The 16,386-nt window shown below is 34.4% G+C and carries 13 protein-coding genes and 2 pseudogenes; 3 read left to right on the top strand and 12 right to left on the bottom strand.

The window, feature by feature from the left end; genetic code table 11:
• Nucleotides 1-9 precede the first annotated feature (9 nt).
• The 9 genes and pseudogenes from M5V91_RS29890 to M5V91_RS29930 form a co-directional block, all read right to left on the bottom strand.
• A complete protein-coding gene (locus M5V91_RS29890) occupies nucleotides 10-219 on the bottom strand; it encodes a hypothetical protein (RefSeq protein ID WP_019381035.1) in 210 nt (69 codons plus the stop codon).
• Between the two features lie 62 nt (nucleotides 220-281).
• Entirely contained in the window at nucleotides 282-1,673 is a 1,392-nt protein-coding gene (locus M5V91_RS29895) for an NAD(P)-binding domain-containing protein (RefSeq protein WP_019381036.1), read from the bottom strand.
• 105 nt (nucleotides 1,674-1,778) lie between these two features.
• Nucleotides 1,779-2,844, bottom strand: a pseudogene (locus M5V91_RS29900) (NAD(P)-binding domain-containing protein).
• Nucleotides 2,845-2,896: 52 nt separating this feature from the next.
• A complete protein-coding gene (locus M5V91_RS29905) occupies nucleotides 2,897-3,346 on the bottom strand; it encodes a MarR family winged helix-turn-helix transcriptional regulator (protein ID WP_019381038.1) in 450 nt (149 codons plus the stop codon).
• A gap of 330 nt (nucleotides 3,347-3,676) precedes the next feature.
• Nucleotides 3,677-4,057: a DUF6262 family protein gene (locus M5V91_RS29910; protein ID WP_019381039.1), complete on the bottom strand. Its 381-nt coding sequence runs from the start codon at nucleotides 4,055-4,057 to the stop codon at nucleotides 3,677-3,679.
• On the bottom strand, nucleotides 4,050-6,155 hold the full coding sequence (locus tag M5V91_RS29915; protein ID WP_019381040.1) for a site-specific integrase: 2,106 nt from the start codon (nucleotides 6,153-6,155) through the stop codon (nucleotides 4,050-4,052). The genes M5V91_RS29910 and M5V91_RS29915 overlap by 8 nt, the downstream gene beginning before the upstream one ends.
• Nucleotides 6,156-6,169: 14 nt before the next feature.
• Nucleotides 6,170-7,274: pseudogene (locus M5V91_RS29920) on the bottom strand (tyrosine-type recombinase/integrase).
• A gap of 511 nt (nucleotides 7,275-7,785) precedes the next feature.
• The gene (locus M5V91_RS29925) at nucleotides 7,786-8,571 is read right to left on the bottom strand and encodes a Cof-type HAD-IIB family hydrolase (RefSeq protein ID WP_019381042.1); all 786 of its coding nucleotides are present in this window, start codon (nucleotides 8,569-8,571) and stop codon (nucleotides 7,786-7,788) included.
• Between the two features lie 605 nt (nucleotides 8,572-9,176).
• Nucleotides 9,177-10,289 (bottom strand): hypothetical protein, encoded by a 1,113-nt coding sequence (locus M5V91_RS29930; RefSeq protein WP_251265170.1) that lies wholly within the window; start codon nucleotides 10,287-10,289, stop codon nucleotides 9,177-9,179.
• 860 nt (nucleotides 10,290-11,149) lie between these two features.
• Between M5V91_RS29930 and M5V91_RS29935 the strand changes: the two genes are divergently transcribed.
• The 3 genes from M5V91_RS29935 to M5V91_RS29945 are packed head-to-tail and all read left to right on the top strand — an operon-like array spanning nucleotide 11,150 to nucleotide 13,154.
• Nucleotides 11,150-11,401 carry a hypothetical protein gene (locus tag M5V91_RS29935; protein ID WP_284522339.1) on the top strand — a complete coding sequence of 84 codons (252 nt, stop codon included), beginning with the start codon at nucleotides 11,150-11,152 and terminating at the stop codon, nucleotides 11,399-11,401.
• Entirely contained in the window at nucleotides 11,398-12,870 is a 1,473-nt protein-coding gene (locus M5V91_RS29940; RefSeq protein ID WP_284522340.1) for a helix-turn-helix domain-containing protein, read from the top strand. Before M5V91_RS29935 ends, M5V91_RS29940 begins: the two co-directional genes overlap by 4 nt.
• 11 nt (nucleotides 12,871-12,881) lie before the next feature.
• Nucleotides 12,882-13,154, top strand: coding sequence for a hypothetical protein (locus M5V91_RS29945; protein WP_251265171.1), 273 nt, complete (start codon nucleotides 12,882-12,884; stop codon nucleotides 13,152-13,154).
• A 116-nt stretch (nucleotides 13,155-13,270) separates the two neighbouring features.
• Here M5V91_RS29945 and M5V91_RS29950 read toward each other — a convergent pair whose 3' ends face one another.
• From M5V91_RS29950 to M5V91_RS29960, 3 genes are all read right to left on the bottom strand, one after another.
• Nucleotides 13,271-14,209: a DNA/RNA non-specific endonuclease gene (locus tag M5V91_RS29950; RefSeq protein WP_019381046.1), complete on the bottom strand. Its 939-nt coding sequence runs from the start codon at nucleotides 14,207-14,209 to the stop codon at nucleotides 13,271-13,273.
• A gap of 235 nt (nucleotides 14,210-14,444) precedes the next feature.
• Nucleotides 14,445-15,314 (bottom strand): alpha/beta fold hydrolase, encoded by an 870-nt coding sequence (locus M5V91_RS29955; RefSeq protein ID WP_019381047.1) that lies wholly within the window; start codon nucleotides 15,312-15,314, stop codon nucleotides 14,445-14,447.
• Nucleotides 15,315-15,463: 149 nt separating this feature from the next.
• On the bottom strand, nucleotides 15,464-16,036 hold the full coding sequence (locus tag M5V91_RS29960) for a nucleotidyltransferase domain-containing protein (protein ID WP_019381048.1): 573 nt from the start codon (nucleotides 16,034-16,036) through the stop codon (nucleotides 15,464-15,466).
• Nucleotides 16,037-16,386: the final 350 nt, after the last annotated feature.

Here is a 16,386-nt window from a genome sequence, read left to right on the forward strand (position 1 = left end):
ATAAATTCTTTAATCATTAGATTGGGTCATTAATTCTTGATAAGCCAAGAGAAATTGTGTAAAGGTTTCCTGACCCATGTCATTTTCCTTTAAGCGAAACAGCCGTTCGAAGGTTCTTTCTTTAGCTTCGTCAAGTGAACATCCAAAAGCATTCATAATTAAATTCATATAAGAAATAAAATATTCTTTTTTGAGCGTTCCGGCATGATTAATTGTCATTTGCATCACCTTTAGATTCGTTTTTAGGGGAAGCGCAGGCTTCCCCTTTAATAAGATTATTATTAATTGCAGCAAGAAGACGCAGGTTCGTCACAGGAGGAAGTTTTACTATTAAGATTGACGCTGCAGACACCTGTTTCTGGTAAGTCTAACTCCACTTTTTCAGCAGCTGCCAAGTCACCACTTAAATAAGCCACAACTGACCTAACTTGTTCATATCCTGTTGCCATTAAGAAGGTTGGAGCACGCCCATAGCTTTTTGCACCTACAATATAAAAATCTTTCTCAGGCTGTCTTAATTCCTTCTCTCCATGAGGACGAACAGTTCCGCAGCTATGAATATTTGGATCGATTAACGGTGCTAAAGCTTTTACACTCTCAGTTGCAGAATCGATGGAGGTACGCAGTTCATTTATGATTAAAAAATCCGGACGGCTTCCTGTATTAACAATCATTTCGTCGATCCCCTCAAGGCTTCTCTGCTTGCCATTTTGGCTGCCTATTAACTCGATTCCCTCTTCTATCTTTTTGACCAATTGGATTCGGAATGGAGTAATGACCTTCACTTGCTGATTATCTACCAGATTGTGAATCCTGCTTCCGAGAAGGCCGCGAGCTTCAAGAGCATCCTTCTCTTCACCGCCATAGGCATCCTCAACACGCTGCCTTCTCATAATCCATATGATCTCCGTTTCAGGATAGGATTCTTTCAATTTGGCTAAATCCAATAAAGCGTTTATGGCTGAATGGCCACCTCCAACAACAGCTATTCGTTTATTTGCATAACGTTGCTGTTCCTTCCCAAGAATATCTGGTATTCCATAGAATATTTTTTCCTTGAGAGATTTTTCTTCAGTGAGCCATACACCACTTGAGACGACAGGGTTGGGGTTTCCCCATGTCCCCGTAGCATCTATCACTGCCTTGGCTTCAAATGTTTTGTACTCTGTATTACTTTCAGTATGGATGATAAATGGGACACTTTCCCGATTTGCTGTTTTCATTTTATCCATATCTTTTCTGCCAATCGATAAAACTTTAGTATTGAGATGAACGAATGGTTTAATTTCAGGTACCATAGCCAATGGCTGCAAATACTGTTCCACCAGCTCCTGCCCAGTCGGCAAACTTTCTAATCCCGGATGAATCCAACCACTGGCATTCAATAAGTCCTTAGCAACTTTATCAACATTGTATTGCCAAGGTGAGAATAAGCGTACATGGCCCCAAGTTAAAATATTTGCACCTATTTGTGAACCAGCTTCTATAAGGATAAAGGGAATCCTATTTTTTGCTAAATGGGCTGCAGCTGCCAAGCCTACAGGCCCACCTCCTATAACCGCAACAGGTAGTTTACTTGTTTCATTATTTAACGTAATACTTTGAGTTGATAAGCTAACATTTGTACCGCAGCATTCGTTTCCACTGATTAGAATATTATTTGCCTTCGTCATTTTAATCTCCTCTTTTCTTTTAATTAGATAATTGATAAATCAGTATTAGTATTACTGTATATATGACTTTTTTTGAGAAAAACAATAAAACACTTGTTTAATCTTTTAATACCTATTATTTTTCAAATGTCGCCGTAGCTTTCTAACGATAAACCGTGAATCAGGACCAACCCCTCTTAATGTTGCAGAAGCAAATGACCGCTGTCCTTCTAGCCCCACATAATATAGTCCTGGCACCGAGGTGCTTATCCCAGCGATTTCCATGGGTTTCCCCTCGTTATCGAGGGCACCTAGATCGCTTAAGTAATCAAGGTTATAACGGAAACCTGTAGCATAAATGACAGTGTCTACTTGTTCTTTTTTCCGTCTGGCCAAATTACCCCATTGTCATAAAAGGAAATAAACATGGGTTGTTGATTAGGTTTCCCAGATGCCAATCGTTCTTCGTAATTATTAAGATTGGCTACTGAACTCGAAATCAGTGGCTTTTTGCCAAATCGCCAGAAAGGGAATGTATCTATCCCAATAGCCCTTATCCAAAAGTGCAGATCCTGCCCCAAAAATCTTTGTCTTATTAATTGAACCGGCTTTCGTACAGCTAGTGTTGTTTTACTTACCTCTGCCAACTCAATAGCAATCTGCACTGCCGAATTCCTACTTCCCACAACAAGCACTCTATGATTTATAAAAGGGTCCGGATTTCTATAATCTGATGAATGAATAATACGTCCTTGAAAAGTCTCTTGCCCTTTAATAAAAGGTATAAATGGATTATTAAAAGAACCAGTTGCGTTGATAATAGTCCGAGCATGGAATGTCTCACCCGATTCTGTTAGTACCTCAAATACTTGAGCTTTGCTCTTTACGGATACGACCCTCTGATTGGCCATAACAGACAGGTTAAAGTGTTTTTTATAATCCATTAAGTAATCAATTACTTCCATTTTTGATGGATAATGATCAGGATCTCCAGGGAACTTCATCCCAGGTAATGATGAAAATCGTGCAGGAGAAAATAGTTTGAGGCTGTCATAATAATTTGGCCAGGAACCTGTAGCTTGCTCATTTGCTTCCAAGATTAAATAATCTAGTCCTTCCTTTTCCAAATAATATCCTGATGCAAGACCAGCCTGCCCCCACCAATAACTATAGCCTCCCAAACTTTACTCATATGAATCCTCCTTTCGTTTATTTGCATTTTGCAAGTATTAGGTACAAGGGAATTACCCCTGTATTGGTTTGCAACATACACTGGACTTTGCCATTGCGTTATTTAATAAATGAATTGAACGAATGACCGTCTCTCTTTCAAACTCATTCATCTGGGAAAAAACTTCATTTAAAAATGAATTCATTTGTTGTTCAATTGTCGTTGCGATATATTTTCCCTCTGTAGTCAGAGAAAGAATACTAATCCGTTTATCATCTGGGTCTGGTGTTTTCTTTACTAAGTTCATTTTTACTAATGATTGTACCTGCCGACTAAAAGTAGTAATATCAGTCCCCAAGGTTTCCGCAATTTGCTGCATAGATGGCTTATGTTGATTATCTATCTCATATAGAATGTGACTTTGAATGAGGGAAATATCGCATCCACCAACACTGCAGCAATTTTTATTAAGCAAACCAAATCGGCGTGTCATTACTTGAAACATCCCACGAAGATTTTCCAATATTTTCACCTCTTGATCACATTATATGCAATTAACTTGCAAAATGCAACTAAAAACCTCAAACTTATTTTACCTGGTTTGGCAGCTACTCATAAATAATCAACCATTGCTTCAATGACTTATAAAGACGATTTTCATAATGTTTTATTATTGGAATGGGTCTAGAAATAATGTTTTTAACTATCCCCCCTTTTAAAAAAATTAAAAAAACCCCCTTAAACTCTAATTAGACAAAGCCCCATTATCAAATAAGGAAAAAGGGCTGCTCGCAACCCTTATTGAACTCAAGCTATGAGAAAAAGAGAGTGAAAAAGATGTTGTATTTTTGAATTATAAATTTTTATATACGTCTGAATAAGCTATTTTCAATTGCTTTTTGAGTTGTTGATTTTCATCTTCTAACTTTTTATTCTTTCTCTTTAAAGAAGCAATAATTGCATCCTTGTTGCTTTCATTCATTTCTCGTTTCACCTGTTTTGGGGTCGGTACATTAGCCTGTTGCTGCCTTAAGGTTTCAATTCTGTCACGAATCTCTGGGTGATTATATAATGTGGCTTTAGAAACCCCTGATTCGTTTGCAACATTATTAAAATTAATATTCCCTTTAATCTTAATGAGTCGTTTTAAGGCATCATTAACCTTCTTTTCAGTAAGTGCTTTTCTTGATGCATGGATAGATTTTAGATGTATTTTCCGGTCGTAATTACTCATTACTCTCACCTTGCTTTCGTTTAATTCTATCCACTCGACCAAAGATTATGTTACCGGCTTTAATAGTTTCTAATATACCTCGGTAACGTTCTAAATTCTTTCTGTTTTTTTCAACGATATCATTCCTTCCACGGTGTTCTAATACATCTATTGTTTTTACTGTAGTTTTTATTAATAACTCATATTTTTGAGTATCTAAGTCCGAAAAGCCGATGGCCAAGTCTTTACATGGACTTCCTGAGTTACAAGTTAGACATGGTGGCTCTTCAGCATAAGGACAATTTCCATTTATTCGTGCATGACATGTACCATATGGATTATCAATTGCATTCAGCTTATGATCGCGCCACAATGTTTCAAAAATATTAGTTGGGATATCTTCGTTAGACTTTATTTCTTGAACCTCACCATTTAGGTCAAAACTAAATACACCTTGTCTCAATGCTTCCTCAAAAACTTTTCTCTTAGTATTATCTAACAACTTCGCATAACGCATCGTCATTTCAGGCGAAGCATGAGCTAATAAATCCTGTAAAGTAATAATATCTACACCATTATTTATCATCTTAACTGCGTATGTATGTCGGAATTGATGTGTTTTAAAGCGGAACAAATCCCCATTTTCATCGGTAATATTTTTTAATTTAGCCAACTCATTTATTTTAACACCAATCCATTGTTGTTCATACGGGCGTCCCTTTCTAGTACCTCGATAGCGAACAAATATTAATTTTTCGGGGTTGTTATCTTGATTACTATGTAAAATGGAGTTATTTATTATAGCTGCAAGTATGTCAGCCAGTTCGTCATCTATTGGAATACGATGACCTACTACATTAGTTTTCTCAATATCAGTCTCGATATAATATTTTCCGTTTAGCTTTATTAAACAGTCTTGTGTTAAACCTAAGACATCTGAGATTCTAAGACCTGTTTTAAAAGCAACCCATACTACAGGCTGTGCATCTTTGTTAAGTGAATTAATGTGTCTGAATAACTGTTCTAAAACGTAGTCAGGAATGTAGTCTACTTGATCAATGGGCTTCTTTTTTAGTGTGGGTCTATCCTCCTGAAAAACAAGAAGACTAACTGGTTTTAATGGACAATCTGCTTGATTATAAGTAGAAATATCCTCAAGAAATTGAGTAATATAATGCAAATTAGTATTTATATGATGTTCAAAGTGAGTAATTTTCTTATCTTTTCTGGTCTCGTTTTTTAACCAATCCAAATATTTCTCAATATGCTTTCTTTCTAGATATTTAAAACTTGTCCAGGAAGGTTCTGCAGCTAGTATATAATTGATAAACCTCGTTACTTGTCTTACATAGCCTATTGCACTAGTCCAAGCATAATTATCAAGCAATCTTCTTTTTGTATTCTGTTTTACAATATTTTTAAGCTGGTTTGACATAATCTTAGAAAAATTTATATAGTGGGCTGATGTACTTTTAACATAATTAATACCATAAAGTTCATTTAATTTTCTTATGTCCCACCTGTCTTTTTCCCATTCAGCTCTTAAATCTGAATACTTACAAAGATTCTTATAAATTAGTCCAAAAAAACCAGCTATAGGAGTTTGATTAGTATATCCACCATTCTTATTTGAGCCTTGCCTAGTTAATACGGAGCCATTGTCATTTAACCAACTTAGCCACATCAAATTAGCTTTATTAAAGTCAATATCCAAGATCGAATCAATATTAGGGAATTTTTCATTTAAGAATGAAGTAAGTTTGTATAACTTTGTCGCACCAACTCCATATATTGTAGATAGAGACCATTCATCTTTAAACAACCTTTTATACCAGAGATATTTAAGCTCTATATTAACTTGTGGATTGTCAATTTCAAACCTTATAATATTTTTCCGATAGTAGTACCTCTCTAATTGATCCTTAAAGTTATTGATATTTCCAATATACCTTATATCCCAATGGTCATTAACTAAAAAATATGGATCATTTACGACCTTATAAGTTACTGACCCATCTATTTCTACCGTTTTTTCCCTATAAGTTGATAATTCCTTTCTAATTTGGTCATGTAAACTAAAGGAATGCTGAAAATAACTATCTACATTTTTTCTGCTCAAATCTTTACCGCCTCTCATATTCTATTAATATCAAAAGCTGATTGCGCCTGTTCCCATGACTTTCTTATTTCCTCATCGGATGGATGAAGGTAAAAATTACTAGTAGTTTGAATTTGTGAATGACCTAACCGTTCTTGGACCTGTTTAATGTCTCTGGTTTTAAGGTAAAATAATGTAGCGTGTGTATGGCGAAACATATGTGGATTTACTTGTAACCCAGTTTTCTTGTTAAGACGCTTAAATAAAGAAGATACATCCTGGTAATTCATAGCCTCTCCTGTGTTCCTACCTCGTAACTTAACAAATAAAAAATTCGAATCAATATCAATTTCATCTAAAACTTCATATAAATAGTCATCATATGTATCCATTAATTCCTGAGATATATAAATCTCTCTTTCACCGGTTTTCAACTTACCCCCATTTTCAAGTTCTCCTCGATCTACTAAACGTAATCTATGGCCATTCTTATGATCGAAAATAAAATCCTCTATAAATAATGAAAGAACCTCTCCAATACGTAACCCTGTTTCAAAAAGGACTTGGATTAAAAGCCTATCTCTAATATTTGTGGTTGCTGCTAATAAGTTCTTAACATCCTCCTTAGACAAGATTTTTATCTTTTTCTTCGGTTCCTTAAGAATTAATATATTTCTGGTAGATGGTTTAGCTTTGTTTACATGATGAAAAAAATCTTTATATCTTTTTTTCCTCCTAAATAGACTTGCTTTAACAATTTTTCAACCATGTCATTTTCTATTTCTTCGTTCCGATAGAGGTAGTCATAAAATCCTGTAACAACAGTTATTGTGTGATTAATTGACCTTTCTTTTCTCATTGATTTAGCTGGTTTAAGTGAGGTAATATAGGGACTTCTCAGCCAGGAGATAAAATCCCTTAAATCTTCTAATCTGACACTTTTATAATGTAATTTTTTTCGTAAAGGAAAGTGAAATAGTGTTTTAATGCGTAGCAATAACTCTTTTGTGTATTTGGGGCTTTCTTGGTAGCATCTAGGAATTTAAGGTATCTAATTACAACAACTTCAGGGTATCCATCATTATTAACTAATATATATCTTTTAACTTTCCCCTCTAAAATAACTTCTTGTACCCTCAAGACATCATCTCCTATAATACTTTTTAAGTTCGTTAAGAAAGAGGCATTACATTAGTGTTAATACAATTGTACATATTATACATAATATACAATTAGAATTTAGTTAAGTTAAATAGAATATTATGTATTAAAAAAGAGGATAGATGGTTATATTCTAAACATATTATCCTCTTATTATAATAGTATATTTAATGAGCTTTGCTACACTTATCGTTGCCGTGATCGCTATAGGTATTTCTTCAAACAAAAAGAAGTAGCCTACCCTGCACATCGCCAAAATGTGAGTAGGACTACTTCTATTCAGGATTGGCCGCTGCACTTCATGCAGCTTGCTGTACATTGAGGTCCTGGTGACAGCCAGGATCTCTTTTTTAATATATGGACTTTATAGATAAATTATAAACATAAAATTTATAAGAAGTAAAGCAGACTATATAAACTTACAATCAACATTCAGATTAGGATAGTCAATGAAAAGACAAATATGTTTATAAAAGGAATATTAAATTTTCTAAATAACCCCATATCTTTTTAGTGCATAATATATACCGTCTTGGCTAGATTTTTTAGTAACGAAATCAGCAACATTTTTTAGTTTTTCACTGCCATTTCCCATTGCTATACCAAGACCCACTAGCTCTAACATGTCAATATCATTTTCACCATCCCCAAATGCGATAGCTTCCGATCTATCTATACCGAAAAATTGTAAAGTCTTCATTATAGCTAGAGATTTTGATACATCGACCTTTAAAATATTTAACACGTATGGATGCCACCTTTTAAATATTAAATCAGGGAACTTTATTTTATACCTTTCTACTGTTTCATCATTTGCAAACAGACAAAGCAAAAATACCTCTTGATCAAAAATAAAAGGATTGGTTTGTGGATATTCATTTAATGACAAAGTTTCTTTTAACGCATTAAGGATTTCTTTATCCTCTACTCCATTCATACTGAAATCTTCAGTATAAAAAGATAGGGCGGAATTTTCTTCTTTCGCAAAATCAATAAGTTCCTTTATTATATTTTTTTCCATAGGAACCTTATGGATAATTTCTTTCCCGTGCTTAACATAGCCACCATTTGCGGTTATGAATGTCTCTATTCCAATGGACTTTAATTCTTTACACATTGATAATGGTCTACCGGTTGCAGCAACTACCTTGAATCCTTTGCTTAATAATATTTTTATAGCTTCAATTGTGGACTGTGGAATATTTCCATTTTCATAGTTTGTAATAGTCCCATCCACATCGAAAAAAACAATTTTGTAAGCCTCAGAAGTACTCATAGCCACTACTCCCTTAATTAGTGAGATAATTTCTAATGAAAAAAACCTTTTTCCATATTTTACCATAATTGATAAGTGATTAGAAAAGTCTAACCCAATAATTGGAAGTTTATGGTTTTAGCCTATTTGTATTCCTATTTGCATTTTCGTGATCATTCATTATTCGATAACAAGTAAACTTGATTAATGCTCATTTTTTAAATGATAAAAGTTCATATTTGATAATAAAGACATATAAATAATAAGAACAACAGAATTAGTAAAAACATCAAATTAAATAAGCCCTTTAACCATTTAACCACTTTCCCCTTCTCCCCCAAGGGTTTTACAATATCACCTATATGAAGCCATTCAAATAACTAAGAATTTAACAGAAGCAAATAAAAGAAAATAACAAGTTAACAGTTTGTTTAATACAATGTATACAAACTCACAATAGAATTATTGAATTATTAAGTATTCCACAAGTGAATATTCGAAAGGGAGTTTGGAATAAAAAAAGAGGTTCCATAAATGGAACCTCTTTTTATAGCTGATTCAAATATTAAACATGAGAAATTGAAACGCCAAGAGCCTTGTAACAAGTAAATTTTTTACAAGGCTGTTTAGATATCAAATTTTGCGAATTCCGGTATTTCTCCAGTCAATTGATATTGTTCTACTTTAGCATCGTGAATTAATTCATATGGGATCTTCTTAAGTAAAGTTTTTATATCTTTACGGAAGGCTTTCCTGAAAAAGGCTCCCAGGGAATGTATTCTAAAAGTTGATTTAAGCACACTTTGTTCAGTTATGTAGGAACCAATACTATCTATGCAGCTAATAAAGTATCGCTTAATCGACTTTTCAAGATTAAAGGATTCATTATTTTTAATAAATTTTACCTTATCATATACCTCTTGCTTAAAAGATAGCATGATGTCAAATTGGTCTCGAGGCTTGTATTTTATTTTATGACCATCAAGAAAATATATTAATTCATGGGAAAGCATTGCGATGAGATGATCAACTTTAAATTCACCGCTGCTTTGTTCTTTAACACAATCTTCTTTTAATGTAATCCATACCTTTTTAACCCAAATCTGATTGCCACGGAACTGTAGGCCCTCAAATTTAACATCAAATAAAGGTTCCAGCAAAGCTAAAATTTCTCTAACCTTCTTCGCATTTTTATTTAATTGCTTCTTTAAAGTTGACATGTTACGAGATTGTTTAAGCATTTTCAAGTCAATGTCTTCTCTTTTAGACATAGCTGTACGGAACTGGTTAAATAAAGACAACATTAACTCAATTGCTTCTGGGTTTGCTGTCCTAACCAATTCTGCGAGAATATTTGTATCAAAAAGAGAATGAGGAATCAGAAGGTAATTTAGTTTACCTCCTTCCACGCCTGGATTATTGCACTTTTCAATGTCTTTTAACACTAAGACAGAGATTCCATTTTGGATCTCCTCTTTAACAAAGTGATATTTCTCCAAATATAATTTCCCTGAATACAAAGAAGAATAAGGAATCTGGAGTTTTTTGGCCCAGTAAGAAAGGTTGAACTCTTTTAGAATACCTCTTTGGTTTTTCTCCAAGTCCAGTTGCTTGAGCATAGTTAGGTAGACAACATAAGCGGATGCTGGGGGCCGTTCAAACGTCTGGTCTCGCAACAAATGAAATTCTTTTAGTATAGATTGGTGCATTCTGAAACCGTCAATCTTCACTCTTTTCATGCTCAAGCTCCTTTCTAATTTATGTTTTGATTCTCTGAAATTTAAATAAAGACCAGGAACAAGAGATCTTTGTCCTGAATGCATATTAATCTCAAGATATAGCTTTTCTAAAGACAATTCTATTAATCTCTATTTGTTGAAATAAGTATAACTCAATCGAAATTTGGAAAATGTTCCTCTCTAGAGAAAATGCACCACAAATAAAAGTGGATTAAACACTGGTATAATAAGCTTTTGGAAAAAGTTATTTATTTTTTCTTATACGATTACCGCTAGATTATGCACCAATAGATATAAAATGCACCATTTAAAATAAATGAACAACTATTAATAAACCTTTGATAAATGTGGATTTAACTCTAATGTTAATGATTATTTTTAAACGGGTTCCGCTATAATGTCTTTGAATTGGTGCATTTTAAGTTATGCAGCAGTCGCAGTAATTGATTTCAGTATTTGAACTTTCATTTGGTTTTTTTAATATTAATTACCAACTTTCTTTTTAAATCAAGGTTTTTAATCCATACAGGTTCCGCTAGATGCCCATCAAATGGTGCATTTTTAGTGGTGCGTTTTATTTTTATTTCTATACAGGTTCCGCTATAAATTCATATAGCCGGCTGTTAACCCCTACAACCTCCGCAGAGAAAAAGAGATATAATATCTATTAAACCCTTGATTTATAAGGGTTTATATAAGTTAGTTATATCAAAAGTGGTGCATTTCTTTTGAAAAGTGGTGCATTTTGATTAGGCATGTCGGGTAAAATGGTGCATTTCTCGATTTTTTAATTTTTATTTGGTGCATTTTGATATTATTAAGAGGACAAATTCACCCCTTTTTCTAAGGAGGTTAGAAAAATGAAATATGAAGACATACCAGAACATTTAATCCTAAATTATGAAGCTCTGAAAATTGTTCTTTTTGAGGAAGTTAAATCACTCTTTATGGATCGCCCTCATGTTTTGTCAAAGTGGAGCAGCTTAGCGTATCAAATGACAAAAGAAGAAATATTAAATCAAAAGCCCACAGATGATATGCGTTCTTTTGGAGTGTTAATCTCCCTTTTACAGAAGCATTTTTTCACCAGAAACCAATTACTAAGGAAATGATCAAAGATGTTGTCTCCTCATCTGGTGACACGATAAAAGCATTTATAACAGGTCATCTGCACCAGGAGTTTCCTGAAGTCGAAGTGAAATATAGTTTTAACGACAATAAAATTGAAGAAGCGCTAGAGAAGGACTATATCCTTTCCAGCACGAATATGGATTTTCATCTAATGAGAGATATGGTTACGAAGAAGAATGATTTCAAAGAAGGCGAAGCAGGTTATCTAGCGACTGAAATTATAGACAATCGAGGTAACGTTAAAGGGGTTGCTGAGCTGCGGCCGCATGAATTACAAACTGAATTAACGATAGAGCAGCAAGTATGGCTAGAAACCTTGGGTGAAACGCTTAACTCGTTAGATGACTTGACCGCGGATTTATTTGATTTGATATCATATTTATGGCTTACACAGCCAAAGTCGAGTGATGGATACATAGAGTTTCATAGTAATGATGCTTTGCGACTAAGAAATATTAAAAAGAGAAGTTTTGCTGGTAAAGAATTTGATTACCGGGAAGAAGACCGTTTTAACATTATGAGAAGAGTAGCGGCACTCTCAAGTATTTGGGTATCCTTAGGTGATCAGACTATTAAGATTGTAAATACGGAAGGCCTTCAAGATAGCGAGCTGTATAAATTTAAGGATTTCCAGAAGATGTTTGAAATAGGAAAAATACGTATAGCCTATGATAAGAACACAGGAGAAGCTAAAGGAATATATGCTGTCCAGGTGCGCCCTACTTCTATTCTAACTCCTTATCTGGAAGGTCCTAAAAAGACACTTGGTATATTAGATTTAAAGGTCTTTAAATACAGCCATACCAGCCAAAGAGCTCATAAACGGCTGACAAGGTATTTAAACCTCCAATGGAGGATCAGAACGGTTAGGAACACGCTTGGGCAGCCATTTAAGGTAGGAACTCTTTTAAAAGAAATGGACTTCTCCTCCCGTTATACTGGAGTTGCACTGAGGGATAAATTTGAAAACACTTTGGATGATCTCCAGGCTGATGGTGTTATAAAAAAATGGATGTATTTAGATGAATTAGACGAAGAAATGGTAGGAAAACGAAACTGGGTTAAAGAATACTGGAGTAAGTTAAATGTACATATTTTGCCGGCTGATTATATTGTAAAGGAAAACAGAAAGATTCTTTCATCGCAACCAGTGACAAACAAAAGATTAATCGAAACATCTATAGCGCAAAGTGCAGCAGATATTGAATTAGTACCAAGCGGACATTCTATGGCTATACAAAGCGCAAAAGATTCACAAGAGCCGATTACTTTAACTCCTGAAAAAATGAAGGAAGCTTTGGAGTTTTTAAATATTAGCATCCGGCAAGCATCTGAGGAAATAGGCATTGCTCACACTACCCTATCGCGCTATATAAAAAGGGAAAATAAAAGACAGAATAAGAAAAACGATGAGAAAATGTTGAATTGGCTGAAGCAAAAGCTTAATTAAACCTAAAAAGGATGAACCCGTTGGAAATTGTGATTGAAACAATATTGAACATTGAAGGTAACAGGGGGTTAAGAAGAGGTACTTTTCATGTCCTTGATCGTGAGTTTAAGAAAAATCCTACTTTTACAGCGGCAGTAACAGCATATGAATGGATACAGTCTCAAATAAGGGAAAGTGGCTTTAGACAAACTGTAATTGAAAAAGTGACATGGAATGAAAATAACGATATTACAGAAGACGTAAAGCAAATTAGACCAATAATAAAAGATGACTTACCATTTTAAAAAGGCCAAACTCATAGAAGAGTTTGGCCTTTTTCTTCAGTGGACTAAAATAAGAATAGACTAACTAAAGAGGAAAATGTTCCTTCTTTCATATATTTTCCACAAAGTTTAGATGCTTACTCTCCAACCATACCATCATTGTCATTATCTCGCATATACGGGTATAACCAATGATCGCTCATTATTGGCATACTGTAACCTGCATCTTTTGCTTCTTGAATAGTTACCTGGCCGTTGCCATTTGTATCGACACTAGAAATATCACCTTTTTTGTTTGAGCTAATTGAATTTGAAGGTTTGCTACCTGTTAAACCAAGCGATTCGTTTACTTTATCAGGGTTGACATTGTCGAATTTATCAACAATCTTATTCCCTTTTAAAGTATAGGTATATTGATAATGTGAAGGAATCTGCGTTTCCGTATTAGGATATGTGATTAATGCTTCAAAGTCAGTAGCTCCACCCGCTTTACGAATTGCGTCTTCCATATAAGCTTGGTCACCGTGACGGTTGAGTGTGCTTTCTTGTGGAGTAATATTGTAAGCATTCGATACCCCACCCATAGAATCTGCGATAATGTGTCCTTCGTCCATATCGTCTCTTTCAACACCTGTAACTTTTGCCTCATCAGAGTAGTATCTGCCAGACGGTAATACAGGTTCTGTACTGTCATCTTGTAGAATAATTTCATCGGCAATGACACGCACTAGTTGTCCGTGTTCATTTGTAAACGCCCAATATTTACGATCTCCAAAGCCAATATCAACAACTATGTTAGATTGACGATATCCAGATAAATCTCCACCATCAACTTCAATCAATTTGTATCCTGGGAACAGTTCATTATTTTGTTGGGCTGGAGCTTCCTTTTCTACTGGTTCATCAACAATTGTAGTAGTTTCTACTTTCTCAGTTTTCTCTTGATTGCTATTTTCGGTTGTATGAACTGTGGTTACTTGCGAATCTGTTTTTTCTTCTGTAACAGATACATCTTCTGTGTTCGTACATCCAACCATAAAGATAATCGCAAAAAGCAAGGTTAAATAGTTTTTCATTCTTGTACCCCTTATAATAACTTAAATCACATTTAAGTGTATTTTATCATAATGTTTATCTCTGAATTATATTTAATTACATACGAAAGGAAATTAAGCAATCGAAGATTATATTATTCTACGACATAAGAAATGAGCTGGTTTATCAGCTATTAGTATTAAAGAAAAGCACCCGTTAGTTTAAGTACATTTCTTCACAAACTTTAGAAAAAAACGATGGTGGATGCTATATCTCCTAAAGCAATTGACTCGAGTTACTTTTTACTGTCAATCTTTTAAAATCAGAAACCATTTCATCAAATTTATTTTTCTGCTCTAAAAATGGGGAGTGATTACTTCCTTCAAATATAAATAATCTTGAGTTTCTTATACCTTCGTTGATTTCTTCAGAAAAAACCAAAGGGCATTGTGCATCATATTTTCCACAAAAAACAATCGTGGGGGTTATTACATTTGGCAGCTCGCTTTGGATATCAAAATTGGGTAGGTCTTTAAACGAATAGTAATTTAATCTCTTTTGCACAACTTTCCCACTACTTGGTTTTGAGAAGTATTCATCCCATCTTTCAGGACTATGTAATGACATACTTGTCCATTCCTTACTAGCTTCTCTTCTCTCTTCCTTAGTTGAGGTTGGAGACTTTAGTATTGAGAAAATCTCCTTTAATCGTTTATTTAAAGGACTTTTTGGACAATACATACTTCCTTCGTGTTCCATATACCGCCTTGAAGATGCTGCACCTCCAACTAATAACCTCTCAAGAGAATGTGGGTACTTTAAAGCATAAACTAAACCTAACATTCCTCCGGTTGAATGTCCTGCAAAACTCCATTGTTTATAATTTAGTGCTTCCCTAATCGCCTCCAAGTCTTTGACACTTTCACTTATACTGAGATCGGCATCACAAGAAACTTTGTCAGATTTACCAGCTTCTTTTAAATTGATCAAATACACCTTGAAATGCTTTACGAAAGAATCAGCAAAATAGTTACCTAATTCATTAAACTCAGTATATAAATGGGTAATACAAAGAGCTTCTCCACTTCCTTGAGTAAAGTATTCAAATTTCCCTCTAGATGTCTGAACGAAATTTTTCTCCCACATACTAATCCCCCTTCAACTCAATAAAATAGGACTTGAATAGTTTCTATGATACGTATGGGGAATCCTCCCTGTTCAACTAAACCGCCCCGTTTGTTAAATAAGAAAAAGCTGCCTAATTAGCAGCTGTTCTTGGAATATGGTTGGAATAGTTAATAGGAAAGAAATTGAAGCCACTTATGTGTTGGTTGGTGCATTTCTAAAGTATAACTAAGCCATTGTTTCTGATCATTATCGAGATAATCCTTTATTGTCATAAAGTCTTGATGATCTTTTTCCCTTGTGTTTTTTGCCTTATATAGAAGTACTATTTCTGGATTTAGGAAGGGAATTCCGCTTTCAGAATAACTCAAAATTGAATTAATTGGGTAGGAAATCCTTAAATCTCTTCTAAATGTCCAATTATCATCCATTGTTTCATTTAGAAGAATTTCTATTTCATCTCCAGTCATCTTATTTGAAGCGTGTATTTCGTGAACTGGTAATTCTAAAAATTCATTTCCCCAAGTATATAGTTCACTATTAATGACCTTTTTGAAATCCCATTCTATAAGATAACTTTTTAGATAAAATTGATCTTTTCTAAATACAGCAAACTCTATATCTTTATGTTTCCTGGTTTCTTTACCAATAAAAAGGTCAATCGCCCATCCACCAGCAATGCACCACGTTTTATTAAATCCTCTCATTAAAGAAGCAACACTTTTGCATTGTTCAAATGACATATAGATCCCCCAGATTAATAAAAAATAACCTCTTTTCTATTCGTTGTGTATACTAGAAATACCTCTTCCTTGTTCAACTCCCTCAGTTTAATACGGTTTACTCACGAATGCTCGCTTATTCGCAGGATTTCATCCTCCATGGATATATATTTCTAAATTGAAAAGAGTAGATTCTGGACAAATGGCTACATGAAGACATAGTTAAATAGAGGAGTAGGATTATACTCCAAATTCTACCATATGATGTACTTCTCCACGCCAGCCCTTGGAGGCTTTCCCTCCCATGTCTCAACGGGTCAATTGCCCTCTCATTCCTTCGTCATGCCTATCCAAGGGGTGGAGGCCAGTTA

Origin of the sequence: Cytobacillus pseudoceanisediminis (assembly GCF_023516215.1) — a bacterium.
In the GTDB taxonomy this organism is placed as follows: Bacteria; Bacillota; Bacilli; order Bacillales; family Cytobacillaceae; genus Cytobacillus; species Cytobacillus pseudoceanisediminis.